At 54.7% G+C, this 11,948-nt stretch carries 17 protein-coding genes and 1 pseudogene; 6 read left to right on the forward strand and 12 right to left on the reverse strand.

All coding sequences use genetic code 11. From position 1 onward, the window contains the following. Positions 1-81 precede the first annotated feature (81 nt). Entirely contained in the window at positions 82-1,080 is a 999-nt protein-coding gene (locus HMPREF2847_RS06060) for a PfkB family carbohydrate kinase (RefSeq protein ID WP_070851827.1), read from the reverse strand. Positions 1,081-1,174: 94 nt separating this feature from the next. On the opposite strand from HMPREF2847_RS06060, the gene HMPREF2847_RS06065 reads away from it, so the two are divergent. Both HMPREF2847_RS06065 and HMPREF2847_RS11260 read left to right on the forward strand, forming a co-directional pair. After that, complete coding sequence (locus tag HMPREF2847_RS06065) at positions 1,175-1,741, forward strand: thymidine kinase (RefSeq protein WP_048732776.1); 567 nt, start codon at positions 1,175-1,177, stop codon at positions 1,739-1,741. Between the two features lie 175 nt (positions 1,742-1,916). After that, a pseudogene (locus tag HMPREF2847_RS11260) lies at positions 1,917-2,287 on the forward strand (IS481 family transposase); the annotation flags it as partial. A 176-nt stretch (positions 2,288-2,463) separates the two neighbouring features. Here the strand turns inward: HMPREF2847_RS11260 and HMPREF2847_RS06075 are convergent. From HMPREF2847_RS06075 to HMPREF2847_RS11570, 7 genes are all read right to left on the reverse strand, one after another. Next, positions 2,464-3,618: a site-specific integrase gene (locus tag HMPREF2847_RS06075; RefSeq protein WP_070851829.1), complete on the reverse strand. Its 1,155-nt coding sequence runs from the start codon at positions 3,616-3,618 to the stop codon at positions 2,464-2,466. A 413-nt stretch (positions 3,619-4,031) separates the two neighbouring features. Then, positions 4,032-4,421, reverse strand: a complete 390-nt coding sequence (locus tag HMPREF2847_RS06080) for a hypothetical protein (protein WP_070851830.1) — start codon at positions 4,419-4,421, stop codon at positions 4,032-4,034. Between the two features lie 24 nt (positions 4,422-4,445). Then, the gene (locus HMPREF2847_RS06085; RefSeq protein ID WP_070851831.1) at positions 4,446-4,859 is read right to left on the reverse strand and encodes an ImmA/IrrE family metallo-endopeptidase; all 414 of its coding nucleotides are present in this window, start codon (positions 4,857-4,859) and stop codon (positions 4,446-4,448) included. A gap of 106 nt (positions 4,860-4,965) precedes the next feature. Continuing rightward, positions 4,966-5,412 carry a hypothetical protein gene (locus tag HMPREF2847_RS06090; protein WP_070851832.1) on the reverse strand — a complete coding sequence of 149 codons (447 nt, stop codon included), beginning with the start codon at positions 5,410-5,412 and terminating at the stop codon, positions 4,966-4,968. A gap of 18 nt (positions 5,413-5,430) precedes the next feature. Then, positions 5,431-5,991 (reverse strand): helix-turn-helix domain-containing protein, encoded by a 561-nt coding sequence (locus HMPREF2847_RS06095; protein WP_070851833.1) that lies wholly within the window; start codon positions 5,989-5,991, stop codon positions 5,431-5,433. 124 nt (positions 5,992-6,115) lie between these two features. Continuing rightward, positions 6,116-6,691, reverse strand: coding sequence for a hypothetical protein (locus tag HMPREF2847_RS11445; RefSeq protein WP_141765060.1), 576 nt, complete (start codon positions 6,689-6,691; stop codon positions 6,116-6,118). Between the two features lie 6 nt (positions 6,692-6,697). After that, on the reverse strand, positions 6,698-7,636 hold the full coding sequence (locus HMPREF2847_RS11570; protein ID WP_070851835.1) for a helix-turn-helix transcriptional regulator: 939 nt from the start codon (positions 7,634-7,636) through the stop codon (positions 6,698-6,700). Between the two features lie 219 nt (positions 7,637-7,855). Here HMPREF2847_RS11570 and HMPREF2847_RS11265 point away from each other — a divergent pair, with 219 nt between their 5' ends. Together HMPREF2847_RS11265 and HMPREF2847_RS11575 are read left to right on the forward strand one after the other, a co-directional pair. Then, on the forward strand, positions 7,856-8,107 hold the full coding sequence (locus tag HMPREF2847_RS11265; RefSeq protein ID WP_083327334.1) for a helix-turn-helix domain-containing protein: 252 nt from the start codon (positions 7,856-7,858) through the stop codon (positions 8,105-8,107). Between the two features lie 60 nt (positions 8,108-8,167). Beyond that, the gene (locus tag HMPREF2847_RS11575) at positions 8,168-8,338 is read left to right on the forward strand and encodes a hypothetical protein (RefSeq protein ID WP_168168366.1); all 171 of its coding nucleotides are present in this window, start codon (positions 8,168-8,170) and stop codon (positions 8,336-8,338) included. Here the strand turns inward: HMPREF2847_RS11575 and HMPREF2847_RS11875 are convergent, their stop codons facing one another. Together HMPREF2847_RS11875 and HMPREF2847_RS11455 are read right to left on the reverse strand one after the other, a co-directional pair. After that, positions 8,339-8,473 carry a hypothetical protein gene (locus tag HMPREF2847_RS11875; RefSeq protein ID WP_255468966.1) on the reverse strand — a complete coding sequence of 45 codons (135 nt, stop codon included), beginning with the start codon at positions 8,471-8,473 and terminating at the stop codon, positions 8,339-8,341. 203 nt (positions 8,474-8,676) lie between these two features. Beyond that, complete coding sequence (locus HMPREF2847_RS11455) at positions 8,677-8,946, reverse strand: hypothetical protein (RefSeq protein WP_141765061.1); 270 nt, start codon at positions 8,944-8,946, stop codon at positions 8,677-8,679. A gap of 124 nt (positions 8,947-9,070) precedes the next feature. Between HMPREF2847_RS11455 and HMPREF2847_RS11460 the strand changes: the two genes are divergently transcribed. Both HMPREF2847_RS11460 and HMPREF2847_RS06120 read left to right on the forward strand, forming a co-directional pair. Then, a complete protein-coding gene (locus HMPREF2847_RS11460) occupies positions 9,071-9,265 on the forward strand; it encodes a hypothetical protein (protein ID WP_141765062.1) in 195 nt (64 codons plus the stop codon). A 334-nt stretch (positions 9,266-9,599) separates the two neighbouring features. After that, positions 9,600-9,779, forward strand: a complete 180-nt coding sequence (locus HMPREF2847_RS06120; RefSeq protein WP_070851838.1) for a hypothetical protein — start codon at positions 9,600-9,602, stop codon at positions 9,777-9,779. A gap of 95 nt (positions 9,780-9,874) precedes the next feature. On the opposite strand, the gene HMPREF2847_RS06125 is transcribed toward HMPREF2847_RS06120, so the two are convergent. Both HMPREF2847_RS06125 and HMPREF2847_RS11465 read right to left on the reverse strand, forming a co-directional pair. Beyond that, positions 9,875-10,522 carry a hypothetical protein gene (locus tag HMPREF2847_RS06125; RefSeq protein WP_070851839.1) on the reverse strand — a complete coding sequence of 216 codons (648 nt, stop codon included), beginning with the start codon at positions 10,520-10,522 and terminating at the stop codon, positions 9,875-9,877. A 159-nt stretch (positions 10,523-10,681) separates the two neighbouring features. Further along, positions 10,682-11,503 carry a hypothetical protein gene (locus HMPREF2847_RS11465; RefSeq protein WP_141765063.1) on the reverse strand — a complete coding sequence of 274 codons (822 nt, stop codon included), beginning with the start codon at positions 11,501-11,503 and terminating at the stop codon, positions 10,682-10,684. Between the last annotated feature and the right edge of the window lie 445 nt (positions 11,504-11,948).

The following is an 11,948-nucleotide window of genomic DNA, read 5'->3' on the forward strand; positions in this document are numbered from 1 at the left end:
CGGTGACGGTCGCGTTAAGCATCGCCCCTAGTAAGAAGGTAAGTCGTCGCCGCGTAGATAGGCTTCGCCGCTTAGAGAGCGCTAGTAAACGCGGATAGCGGGGAAGTCCTCGGCTTCGACCATCTCCAGCAGCTTCTCGCGGCGGACAAACGCGGAGCATGCGCCGACCGCCTGTACGGCTGCTGCACCTGCTGCGGTGGCCAGAGGGATGGCGTCGTAAAGCGAGGTACCCTTAGCCAGTTCCGCGGTGAGCGTGCCGACGAATGCGTCGCCGGAGCCAGTGCCGTCGACAATCTTCTCCTCTGGCAGCTTGAGCGCGGGGTGCTCGTAGATTGTCGGCTCGTCATCGAGACCGTCGGAGTGCTGTGCGAAGAGACAGCCGTGGTCGCCGCGGAGCATGATGACGCTGGGGCAGTACTGCAGTAGTGCCTCGAGCTGTGCGCGGTAGTCGGTAGCGCGGATGCCCTCAGCGATGTCCAGGCGACGGATTGTTTCCCAGGCACCCTTCATGTTGACAATCAGTGGATCTGCATGGTCAATCAGCGCAGGTGTAACGGTTACGACCGGATTGAGGTTCAGTACCAGTCGCGCGCTGTACATGGATGCGACGGACGCGATGGCCTCAGTTGCTTCTGGGAGGAGCTCGCCCTGTGCGAGCACGACATCCGCTGATGCGAACTTGTCGACGAAATCGGTGGGATCGGTCAGCGCATCGGCACCGCGCTGGACAAAAATGACCGGCCGACCCTTGCGGTTTGTTGCTACGAAAGCGCTGCCGGTCGGCAAATCCCAGGAAGTCTTGATGGAATGGACGTCTACGCCGTGTGCGTTGAGTTCCTCGACTACGACATCCGCAGCGCGATCCTCACCAACCGTACCGGCCATGACAGCACGGACACCGTCGTAAGCGATGGCGACGGCCTGGTTGGCGCCCTTACCACCCAGCGAATTGGTGCCGTCATCAACGATGAGCGTGCCACCTTCGGCGGGGACGCTATCGACCTGGACCAGGGTATCTAGGTGGATCGATCCGCATACAACGACGGTTGGATTCTCATTCAGGTCAGGATTCGGCTGCATAAAAATATAGGATAGTCGCGAATTGAAATCCGCGTTGGCCGCACGGTTCTACGCCCGTCAGAGCTCGTAAATCGATGCCCTACAATCGATGGCTATGGCAAAACTGTACTTCCGCTACGGAACCATGAACAGCGGAAAATCCATCGAGGTTCTTCGCGTCGCCCACAACTACCGCGAGCGCGATATGCGACCGTTGATCGCCAAGCCGGCCGTCGACACCTTGGCTGACGGCGACGTGCACTCCCGCATCGGGATCGCGGAACGCGCGCACCTCATCCACGACGGCGATGACCTCTCCTCGCTTGCCGACGGCTACGATTGCCTGATCATCGATGAAGCACAGTTTCTCACTCCTGACCAGGTTGACCAGTTGCTGGGCATTACCCTTCGCGGTACTCCGGTGCTCTGCTATGGCCTGCGTACCGACTTTCGTACCCACGCCTTTCCCGGCTCGCAGCGCCTGCTCGAAGTCGCTCACACCATTGAGGAAATTAAGACAATTTGTACCTGTGGGCAGAAGGCCATCTTTACTGCGCGGTTGAACCCGGACGGCAGCATTATTCTCGACGGTGAGACCGTGGAGATTGAGGCGCTCGAAGCGCCGAAGTACATCTCCCTGTGCGCCAGCTGTTACAACCGGATGTCGGGTAAATGGGCGTGAGCGGGGACGTGTGGGGCAGTTCCGGGACTAGAGTGCGACAAGAAAACGCACGACGAAAAATAGGGAACAAAAAGGGAACAGCCCTGGCAGTTGAACTGTGGAAGTTCGCCCACCAGGGCATTTAGTGCCCCCAGTAGTGTCTGTTTCGGTGACATCGTTTCTCCATGCTGAAACCATGGAGAAACCAGCTCCGAAAACCATCATCGAAACCATGCTCGCCACCGGGATGACCCAAACCGAAGCAGTTCAACACTTCGGCGTGACAACGCGTTGGGTCCGAACATTACAAAAGCGCTGCACCGAACGCGGCCTGGAGCACTGACCCCTAAATCAAAATGCCCTCATGCAAATCCACGCGCTACCGCCCCTGACGTAGTCGACCGCATCCTCCAACTATGTAAAGAACTGACAAACCGCGGCACCGGCTCGAGAGCTCACACCATCAGCTGGTACCTAGAACAAGAAGACACAACCCCACTGCCAGCAACAGCAACAATCCACCGCATCCTCAAAAACAACGGACACATCACACCCCAACCACAAAAATGCTGAGTCAATCCTCAACCGGCTAGCAGTCGGCACGGAGATTATCACACTAGAGGGAGGCAACATGCGCCTGACTCTTAACCACTAACTCCGCCCAAAGGCCGAACGCCTCGGGTGTTACTCCGTACTCACCCGGGTGTTACTCGAACGCACAAAAGGCGACCCGAAATAAACGGTTAACCAGCCTGTTTAGAATCGCTGTCTCGTTTTTGGTGCATTTTTGGTGCACTTTCATTCTGGGGCACCGATTCAAGTTCACCAAGAGTCGAATAAACCATCTCCATCGAATCAGCGACCTCATCAAGGTCCCCATCGAACAAATCTGCGTACTGGTCTAGCGTCATCGCCGCCGACGCATGACCCAATTGGCGCTGCACCACTTTCACATTCGCCCCCGACGACACCAAAAGACCAGCAGCCACATGACGCAACCCATGGACAGTCACATGGGGAAAACTCGAGTCAGCCTCCTGCACACGCTCCAGTGCACAATGAAAAAACGAACCAGTAGACGGCAACTTCAATGGCCCACCGTCAGCACGCTCCCACACCCAATCACCAGAATCACGCCCCTCAATAAGCGGCGCAAGCATATTACACACAAACCGAGGAATAGCCACCTTTCGGTTCTCATGCGTCTTCAATGTTCCAACTTCAACCCTGGACACAACCGTCACCGCAGCACGCTGCAAATGCGCCCGCCGACCGTCCAAATCCAAATCCCCTACCTGCAACCCAGCCAACTCCGACCACCGCAACCCACTGGTCGCCAACAACCAAATAATCTCCGGCCGACTCGACTCCTCCGCCAAAGTCCGCACCTGCTCCATCGTCAAATACACCTTCACCGGCTTAGGCTTCCTCGGCAAACGCACCCCACGCGCAGGATTAGTCTGCAAACACTCATCATCAACCGCCATATCCAAAATTTGCGACAGCACGTTATGAGCGCGCCGGGCGGTTGTTGGAGTCATTTTTGAGGTGTAGATCCATTCTTGGATTTCTGATTTTTTGATGCTGCCGACGGGGCGTGGTCCCCATTTGGGTAGGACGTGGTTGTTGAGGGCGCTACGGATGGAGCGTGCGCCGGAGGGCTTGAGTCTGGTTAAGGTGCTGTCCCATCGTTTGGCGAGCACAGCAATAGTGGTGTTTTGCCGGTTGGGGTCTATCCATGTTCCGTCGCGGCCTGCAGCACCTTCGTCTTCGACCCAGGCTTGGGCTTCTATTTTTGTACGGAATCCACGTTTATGAGCGCGCGCGCCGTCGGGCCGTGTGTAGAAGACTTCCCATCGTCGACCTTTCTTTGTTTTGTACGGCCTGATTGATGCCATGGTGTAGACTCCTCGTGTATCCCATTTCAAACAAGTCGAGCTGTTTATTTGGGGCGTTGCCTAAGCGGGCGCTGTCTAATTGGTGTTGGTCAGCGCCCGCTTTTTCTATCTGTTCGCAGTTGGTAGGACTTCGCCTGGCTTTTTAGGCCTGGCTCCCCGGCGCTCATCGGCTTATTTGCCGGTTTGGGTTCATCCGGTGCAGGGCAAGGGGCGGGTAGTATCTCGGCGGTGGTAGGTATCCCTGCTGTGCGTTCGACTGCGATTCTGACGGGTTCGTTAGGTTTCCAGCCGCGTGAACTGGCGCATGGATAAACCTCCGATGTTTCAAATAGGGGCATATTATCCACCAGCAGGTTATGTTTTTTCCAAGTATGAAACATCTACTGCCGAGATGCTTTATTGCTTCGTGAGTCTCATAGTTCGTCGATGTCGATGCCGTTGTCTTCAGCGAACTGTGGTGTGAATTTATCGCCAAGCTCTTTATCTGTCTTGTTGATCCAGGTTTGGAGGACGACGTCGTCGTAGTCGGCGGATGTGCGGTCGCAGGTTGGTTTCATGACTCCGTTTTGAAGCATGAAGGAATGGTTGAGTGCGTTCGCTCGGTCACCGACGTCTTGAGTAACAGCATCCATACCGTGGATGGTTTCTGACGCGATTAGGTTGGGGTCTGCCTCCACGAAGGTTTGGCAGGAGTATTCTCGGAGGGCTGCTTGGCGCTGCTGTTCGGACTCCCATTCTTCAGAGCTGCAGGCGCTGACGAGAAGTGTGGCTGATAGCGCGCTTGCGAGGGTTTTCTTGTTCATGTGAATCGTCTTTCTAGAGATGGGCTAATACTTGAGGCAGGAGTGTTGGTGGGGGATGCTTCCAGCTTGATGTAGCTCGAACCAGAGCTCGAGCATGTGCGGTGTCACGCCGATATCAGCGGCCATTGCTGATAGCACTCCATCGTTGTTTTCCGCTGCAACGTTCACATCGTCTAGGGTGATGAGGTTCGTTGCAGCCCATTTGTCTGCCCGGCGTTCAGTGAAGGGAGAGGACTCGGTGTCGCCGTAGATTGCGTGGCCGAGTTCATGTGCGATGGCACATCGACGGGTGACTGGGTCGATGCCCCAACGGACGAATATCGTTCGGCTTTCCGCGTGGTAGACGGCATTGAACGTCGCGCCGAGCTTTGGTGTCTCAATGAGGCGGACATTTGCCTGATCGAGCAACATGGAGAGTCGGTCTTCGATAATGCTCATTGGGTCCTCACTAATGCTTAATCCTGCTTTCGGCAGGGTAAGTATTGCGTAAGGTGCGGATTGGGTGCCCTCAAGTGTTCGAAGCTCTGGTTGGAGGAGTATGTCGTTATTCGCTGGGAATGGTGAATACGTCGTGTGATTCGTTCATGATTTCTTTGCGGAGCTGTTCGATTTCTGGTCCTCCGAATGAGGGGTAGGGGTAACCGTATCGGATGCCGAGCCCGCGAATCTCATGATTTACAACTGCAATGAGGTCGAATATTCCGCGGTGTAGGGCGAAGTCGCGGAGTTGCTCTTCAGTGGGGAGCGCGTCCTGCGGAAGGAACCAGTAGGCGACGATCTGTAATTCGTAGCGAATGGCATTGTCTAGTTCGGCTACGAGGCTTCCTACTAAGTGGAAGCAGTCAGGTTCAGTCTTTGGTTTGATAGTGAATTCGATGAAACCGTTGGTGCCAGAGTCTTTTTGGAGTGGGCCGATGAGCTTGACGGACATGCTTCCCAGATCTGTGCGGGTGGCGAGATGGTCCGGGTTGAAAGCTGCGCTTGCGGTCATTCGTGCGTTCGCCTTTTCTTATGCCTCTTGAAGCTCTTGGTTTTGGTTAGATACGGTCCAAAACTCACTACGGGACGAAGACGTCCATTGGTGGCCGTCAGAGCTGGGGGTGAAGCGTCGGGACTGCCGCTCGGGGACATCCCAGGTGGTCATGGTTTCTAAATGTGCGCATGTTACAGCGTCGGCGATTTTTTGCTGAACAGCAGAATTGCCCTCGTAAGCGCCATCGATTTCGAGGGCTTTCCGATGCTCGGAAACCTTCTCTTTAATGGTGGCGTAGGTTGCCTGGTCTCCATCTTTCTTGACCGAACCGGCGTCGAAAACCATGTAGGCGGTATATGCGTCGACAGCTTCCGCATACCGTTTTGCAGTGAGAAAGGTGTGCGTTTTGGAAGCACCGCTGTTGAGATTCTCAAATGAGTAAACGGTAGTTCTGGATACGCCCATCCGTCGAGCTACTTCTGCTATGTCAAGGCCGCGGAGTTTGCGGAATGCGACGAGCTGGCGCACGAGCTCTTTTTCCGATTGGGCGAGGTCGACGCCAAGTCGACGAGAGTTGGGGACACGTAATTTAGCCATGATGACGCCTTCCTTTCATCTGATGGTCTACGGATACGGTGCGCATGGTTGACGGGGTCAACTACATGCAATATGTACACTTAAATGTACAGACAAGGAAGGGGCGTACATTACTCGGGGGTATCTATAGCTCACTCGCAAGGCGGTAAACACGATTGTCAGCCTGAGTGAGGTTCACAATCTTGGTTGCAGCTTCCTTGATGTCGCTATCTTGCATTTTCTGGACTGTCTTCTGCGGCAAGGGATTTCCGCTTTTATCCTTTGTTCGTTTCTCCGTGAAATGTGCGCCGAAGAACATGTAGTCGGGTTCGCCCGGCTTTTTGGTGATGTCGGTGAAGTAGAGACGCCACTCTTCCGGGCTCTCAATTCCTGTTTTTGCTTCGCACATCCAGGGACGTTGAGGTCCAAGCCTCCGTCGCAGTCGTCCTCCGATTGGAGCGCCAATTGATGAATCTGAGGTGCCTGAGACATCGAAGTTTGGATACCCCTCGAGCGCCCAACTCTCTAAATTTGCTGTGAGATAGTCGTACGAATCTGGATATTTGGCTGCGAAATCGCTAAGTAGGTCTACGACCTCCTCGGTTAATTCCCAGCGATCCATAGGGTCTACTAAAGCGCCATTGGCTTCCAGCGCTATATGCACAATCGTGGGGTGCATCCCTGGGCGTTCGGGAGGGAGAGAATTATCAGTAGGTGTCATTAGTTTTTACGTCCACTCCTCATCAAGCGGTTCAGTCGCCTCTTGCGCAGCAATCTGTTCTTGCCCCGCATTGATCCGCTCAATAAGTGCGTCATCGTCAAACGCAGCATCATGCGCCTTGCCGTCGCGGATGGTGTGCAAGTCAACAATGCCTGTGTCGCCTGTAGGGCTCTCGGCATGGTCGTGGAACATACTGAGAATCTCGGCAGCATCCATCCGCCGGCCGACACATTCCTGCTCGATTTGCGCCACAACTTCAAGCGGCAGCTCCTGCAGCGCGCCAAAGCGCTCTTCAATCATCGTGCTAGGCATTGGCCCGCCAGCCCTGTCGGGAAACGGAGCATGTCCCGGCTCTGCATACAGGCTTCGAATCATCACCCAGCGCCCATCGCCACAGAATTCCCACACGCGCGTACCGTCACCGAGCGTTACCGCCAAACGCAGAGCAGAAGACGCCACATCCTCCATCTCGTCCCACAACCCGAACGCATACCGCACCAGCCGACCACGCCGCCCGCTATCCAAAGCATCAACCGCACGTGGCAACTCATCAACCGCCTGATCTAAAACAACCCGCTGCGCATACACCGGCAACGAATCCAAATGACGAATCGACTCACGCAACTCACCCAAATCATCAACATCACTACCCGCGCCGGGCTGGGGTAGTGGTTGCTTAACGACGGGTGGCGTCTCGGGTGGCTGTTGTAACTCCGTCGGCTCGCCGCCGTTTTTAATCGCGTCGAGGCTTCCTGGCGCCCAACGGAGAGCACGCTCGATGGCAATGCGGTTGCTAGCGTGCGGCCAGGTGCTTCCAGATTCCAAATTGTGAATTGTGCGTGGGGAGACATCCGCAACTATGGCTACCTCCTTCTGGCTAAGGCGAAGCTCGTTACGACGGTAAGCAATCTTCTTGCCAACCTGTACCAATTCCTGCGGATTCATAGCACCAGTGTGGCAGGAAACACTATGAAACATCAAACGTGCAAAAAGTGAAAAAACATGCAGTTTAGCTGAAAAACAGGCGTGAAATTACCAAATGAGAAGTTTCATATGACCAGCGCAAACACAAAAGTTGCACAATGTTTCAACTGTTTCCGTTGACAAGTTTCAAAAGGTTGCGATAGTCTGAAGTTGCAACAAGATGAAACGAGGTGAAACACGATGAATGTTCAAAGTGAGCAAGAACGTCGTCGCGTAGGGGCGACCGTGCGAGCCCTCCGAGAAAAAATCGGTGCAACCCAAGATCAATTCGCTAACCGAGTAGGCATGACGCGGCCAACGCTAGCCAATATCGAGGCCGGCCGACGAAATCTTTCGTATAAGCACCTCCCATCTTTCGCAGAAGCACTCGGAGTCCCACCCATCGCCATCATGTGGCCAGAACCCAACCCACAAGAAAAAACAGCCGCCTAGCCAACAACACAAACCGCGCCGGGCAACAACCGTCGACAAGCGAAAAAGGAGATTGCAGTTATGGGCGCAAAAGTAGCGATGCTCAATATCGAGGGCACCGATACAGGAATCAACATCGATGTAGACGGTGCCAGTGAGGGAATCCACATCGAATACGAAATTCTGGCGAAAGTGATGGCAGTAATCGTGCAGGAGGCCCTGGACGCAACGAAGCACGACCAGGGCAACTAACTACTTCTTACCCCTAGACCGAGTCTCGGAAACCGTGGTCTTCGGGTGGCGAGCAGCGGTAGAGGCCTTCACGAAGCGTCCTGTAATAGCGCTGCGGTGAACCTTGCCAGAACTCTTGCCAGCAGATTTAGTCAAGACAATCACCTCCTTTCCAACGCAAAAGCGTTATCGAGGAGGTTACTAAACCAGCGTGACACGACCGCCGGGCACTGGGGAAGGTGCCAGGCAAGAACACCGTCGACAAGCGAAAGGAGGAAATAGAGATGTGCGAGAACAAAAAGGAATGTCCCACCGCGCGAATGCTGCGAGTACCACAGTCGACGCGATGGGACAGTGACCTAGTCGACAGGATGTTCGCCGACCTGCCGTTCAAGCCATGCGATACGTCGCTCCAATCCAGCAATCGTGTGGACGACTTCTTGAAGCGAACGGTCAACGTGACCGAAAAAGACCCCGACGGGGTTGGTTTCACTCTGCTTAACAGATTTATCCCGAACCTTCGCAAGCAGAACAACCAAATCAGCCGAATCACTCAGCCCAGCCTGACGAAGCGCGAACTCTACGTCTTCATTGCTGTAACCGTGTGGGCGGCTATCTGGATTCTCCATCAGAAATCACCTCCCAACCGGGGAAGCGTCCCCTAAGCAGGAAGTTTAACCAACTGAATAACTGCCTAGCGCTGGGGAGGTGCCGGGCAGGGCAACCGTCGACAAGCGGAAGGAGGAAGCAAACATGGCAAATTCGGAAAATGAAACCCCTGATGTTGCAGCACCAGGGGAGTCATCAAAAACTATCGCCGCGGCAACAAAGTGGGCTGCAGTCGCAAAAAATGCCGCTGATTCAGCACATATTTCTGCAGAACGCGCCCACGGCCACAGCAGGAAAGCAATCGATGTAGCTAGGGCTCTTCACCGAAATTTTTCATAAAAACAGCTCTCGCCTCGTCGCGACTAGCTACAGCAGCTTCATATGCACTGACCGCATCCAGATATGAGCGCTCTGCGGATTCGCAGGATCTCACGGTAGCGGCATACGCGTCTCTGACGGCTGGCAATTCAGCTTCAGTCACTTGTGTGAGTAGCTCCTCGATATGAGCTTTCGCGCCTTGCGCTTGGTCAGCAGAGTGACGCGTAGCAAGTACTGAGCTCTTGCATAGGTCAGTGTTTTCGCAGCATTCACGGTATGAGCGCCGCGCTTGCTCTTTAAGAGCTTCGAAATCGTCCATTATTCACCTCCCCATCACAAAAAGGAATATACCGACATGACTACGCAAACAGATGCCCAAATGAAGAGCCCAATCAGCGGAGTGAGGATTTACCGCTACACCACCCGCGATGATCTCCGAGTAGCGATGCACCTACCTCATGGAGCGAACGTAATCGATATCTCTATCGAGGAAGCGCAACGCTTCGCCGAAGACCTAACGCAACTCGTGCGCTAGACGGCTGGCTAACGACTCAATCCGCCCAGCACTGGGGAAGGTGCCGGGCAGCAACCGTCAACAAGCAAAAAGGAGGGAGGACGAGAGTGAACGACCTAGGAAACCTGAGAAAAGACAATGGCTCCGAGCTTGTCCTCGCGACAGCTCAGGCGGCGCTTAATAGTGCCACCGCGCTCGCCACCACCGGGCGTTTTCCACGACATGACAGCAATGACATCAAAGGTGATGGGATTGCGGCCGTTGTACACGACGCTGTCTCCGAACATTGCGACGATGTGGCGCTTCTGGGCTCGCGCCTTGGGAATCAACTGAGGGTAAATGCTCTCAATCTTGAAGAACAGTTGCGCACCGTAGGACACGTTATCAACGTGCCGATAGTGGGCATCAGCGGGGGCTATGGATTTGCCCGCGTGTTGAACCTCAACCAACAGGGTGAAGTCAACAGCATCGTGGGAGCTTTCGCTGGAGATGCAGATAACCCCATCGTTTTCGATCCCGAATCCCCAGTTGTACTCGAAGTCCTCGCTAGAGACTCGGAGCGCTCTTTCACTGACCGAGTTCGCATCCTCAGCCAGCTTGTTTGCCTGTATTGCGATGCGATTCGATTCGGCGGCTTCTTGAAGTGCCCGCTTAGCGATGCTGTTGGACTTCTTCGCCTTGCAATTAGCGACATGCGCGTACACGAGACCAGCGACACCGATGGGTACTCCGAGGATATCGATTCCGACTGACAGCCAATCCATACCAATAAATCTACGGAACCAAATACATAGGTGGCGAAAACTGCCAGTAAAACAGCAGCCGGCAAACGAAAGGAGGAAGCGGCGATGAAGTACATGGATTTAGCCAACGCTAGAGGACAACTGCGTCAACGAATGTTAACCAGACTCCATGACAGTGGCCTAAGCCAGTATCTCGTCATCAACGATGAAGAGTTGCTCGAACAACTCGATGGTCTTACTGAGATACATTTCTGCGTTAGCCATTCGGTCATCGAGGCTCCAAACGCCGTAGCTGCGGGGAATTCGCTGGACCCAGTCAGCTACATCGAATTGGAGACGCCAAGTGATATCTACTCCGTCATTCGAGTTGAGTTCGATGCCGCGGCGGAGTGCGATCCACGCGGCTTCCAACTCCTCATCACCCCGGATGAAAGCCTCGAACCGATTGCATACACCACAACGCGAGGCGTCGATGGCCGGGCTGTTGGAATTGACCTGCAGCTCGATAATGCGCCACACGAGGCAATGCCCACGTCGATGGCGGTCAATTCGAGCGAGATCATGAATCCACCACAGCGCACTACCGCTGAATCCTCCGGTGGCGTGATAGGGCTGCGTGCGTTCAATAGCTCGGCGAATCCTATCGGAAACTCCATAGGTATTGCACGAGACGAAAGCGTCAGCAGATCTGCACAACGGGTAGGAAATCCGGCCGGCATGTGGCGGAGGGTCCAACTTGGTCTCTCGGACAACGATTTCGTACATCAGCCCATCGAGGGCGGCACGAAGTTGGTACAGCCACTCTCCGAAGATGAGGGACAGCTCGGTTGGCACAGGTGCGGTCGCATGGAGGCGAAAGGAACGGATATCGCCGTTGCTTACAACCCGGCGCTCAATCGGGTTCGCCTTCAGATGTTCGGCACCAAGACTCCACAGCTCGTGGCGGTGCGAAGCCGCTCGCTCTACTCGAGCTACGAGGCGCCTGAATTCGTTTTCACTCATGGACAAATCGTAACGGCTGACACTAATCCAACTGCGTCAACAAAACGGATCAGCAAAGGGGAGCACACGTGGAATTAAAAGCAGCAATAGGAAACACGAGAATCGACGCCACCGAAAGCGAAATCACAATCACGAATACGGACAACGACACATCAGTGGCGATTCCTTACCGGGCAGTCGGCACCGTTGTCGAAGTGTTGGAGCTCGCAGATAGGTGTCGCACTCCTTTTACACATCCATATGTAGCCAGAGCGGTCCGTTGGTCGGACTACAGCAAATTGGCGAAATAAGAACAGCCCGAATGGTTACTCAGGGGTTCGATTCTTCTGCCGGGCACTGGCGCGTAGGCGATATGAGAATCGGTCGCCGCAAGCCAGCCACAATGCCGTGGGCCTTTCGCACGGCGGTTTGGCGGGTTAAGTAAAGAAAAGTGTGTCCGCATGCC

Source organism: Corynebacterium sp. HMSC074C03 (genome assembly GCF_001838285.1).
In the GTDB taxonomy this organism is placed as follows: domain Bacteria; phylum Actinomycetota; class Actinomycetes; order Mycobacteriales; family Mycobacteriaceae; genus Corynebacterium; species Corynebacterium amycolatum.

Bases quoted from the DNA above. Each gene is read 5' to 3' on its own strand.
- HMPREF2847_RS11570 (WP_070851835.1), bottom strand. From the start codon at position 7,636: ATGAATCCGCAGGAATTGGTACAGGTTGGCAAGAAGATTGCTTACCGT.
- HMPREF2847_RS06120 (WP_070851838.1), top strand. From the start codon at position 9,600: ATGACTACGCAAACAGATGCCCAAATGAAGAGCCCAATCAGCGGAGTG.
- HMPREF2847_RS06060 (WP_070851827.1), bottom strand. From the start codon at position 1,080: ATGCAGCCGAATCCTGACCTGAATGAGAATCCAACCGTCGTTGTATGC.
- HMPREF2847_RS06090 (WP_070851832.1), bottom strand. From the start codon at position 5,412: ATGACCGCAAGCGCAGCTTTCAACCCGGACCATCTCGCCACCCGCACA.
- HMPREF2847_RS11575 (WP_168168366.1), top strand. From the start codon at position 8,168: ATGGGCGCAAAAGTAGCGATGCTCAATATCGAGGGCACCGATACAGGA.
- HMPREF2847_RS06125 (WP_070851839.1), bottom strand. From the start codon at position 10,522: ATGGATTGGCTGTCAGTCGGAATCGATATCCTCGGAGTACCCATCGGT.
- HMPREF2847_RS06085 (WP_070851831.1), bottom strand. From the start codon at position 4,859: ATGAGCATTATCGAAGACCGACTCTCCATGTTGCTCGATCAGGCAAAT.
- HMPREF2847_RS11465 (WP_141765063.1), bottom strand. From the start codon at position 11,503: ATGAGTGAAAACGAATTCAGGCGCCTCGTAGCTCGAGTAGAGCGAGCG.
- HMPREF2847_RS11445 (WP_141765060.1), bottom strand. From the start codon at position 6,691: ATGACACCTACTGATAATTCTCTCCCTCCCGAACGCCCAGGGATGCAC.
- HMPREF2847_RS11460 (WP_141765062.1), top strand. From the start codon at position 9,071: ATGGCAAATTCGGAAAATGAAACCCCTGATGTTGCAGCACCAGGGGAG.
- HMPREF2847_RS06080 (WP_070851830.1), bottom strand. From the start codon at position 4,421: ATGAACAAGAAAACCCTCGCAAGCGCGCTATCAGCCACACTTCTCGTC.
- HMPREF2847_RS11265 (WP_083327334.1), top strand. From the start codon at position 7,856: ATGAATGTTCAAAGTGAGCAAGAACGTCGTCGCGTAGGGGCGACCGTG.
- HMPREF2847_RS06065 (WP_048732776.1), top strand. From the start codon at position 1,175: ATGGCAAAACTGTACTTCCGCTACGGAACCATGAACAGCGGAAAATCC.
- HMPREF2847_RS06095 (WP_070851833.1), bottom strand. From the start codon at position 5,991: ATGGCTAAATTACGTGTCCCCAACTCTCGTCGACTTGGCGTCGACCTC.
- HMPREF2847_RS11455 (WP_141765061.1), bottom strand. From the start codon at position 8,946: ATGGAGAATCCAGATAGCCGCCCACACGGTTACAGCAATGAAGACGTA.
- HMPREF2847_RS06075 (WP_070851829.1), bottom strand. From the start codon at position 3,618: ATGGCATCAATCAGGCCGTACAAAACAAAGAAAGGTCGACGATGGGAA.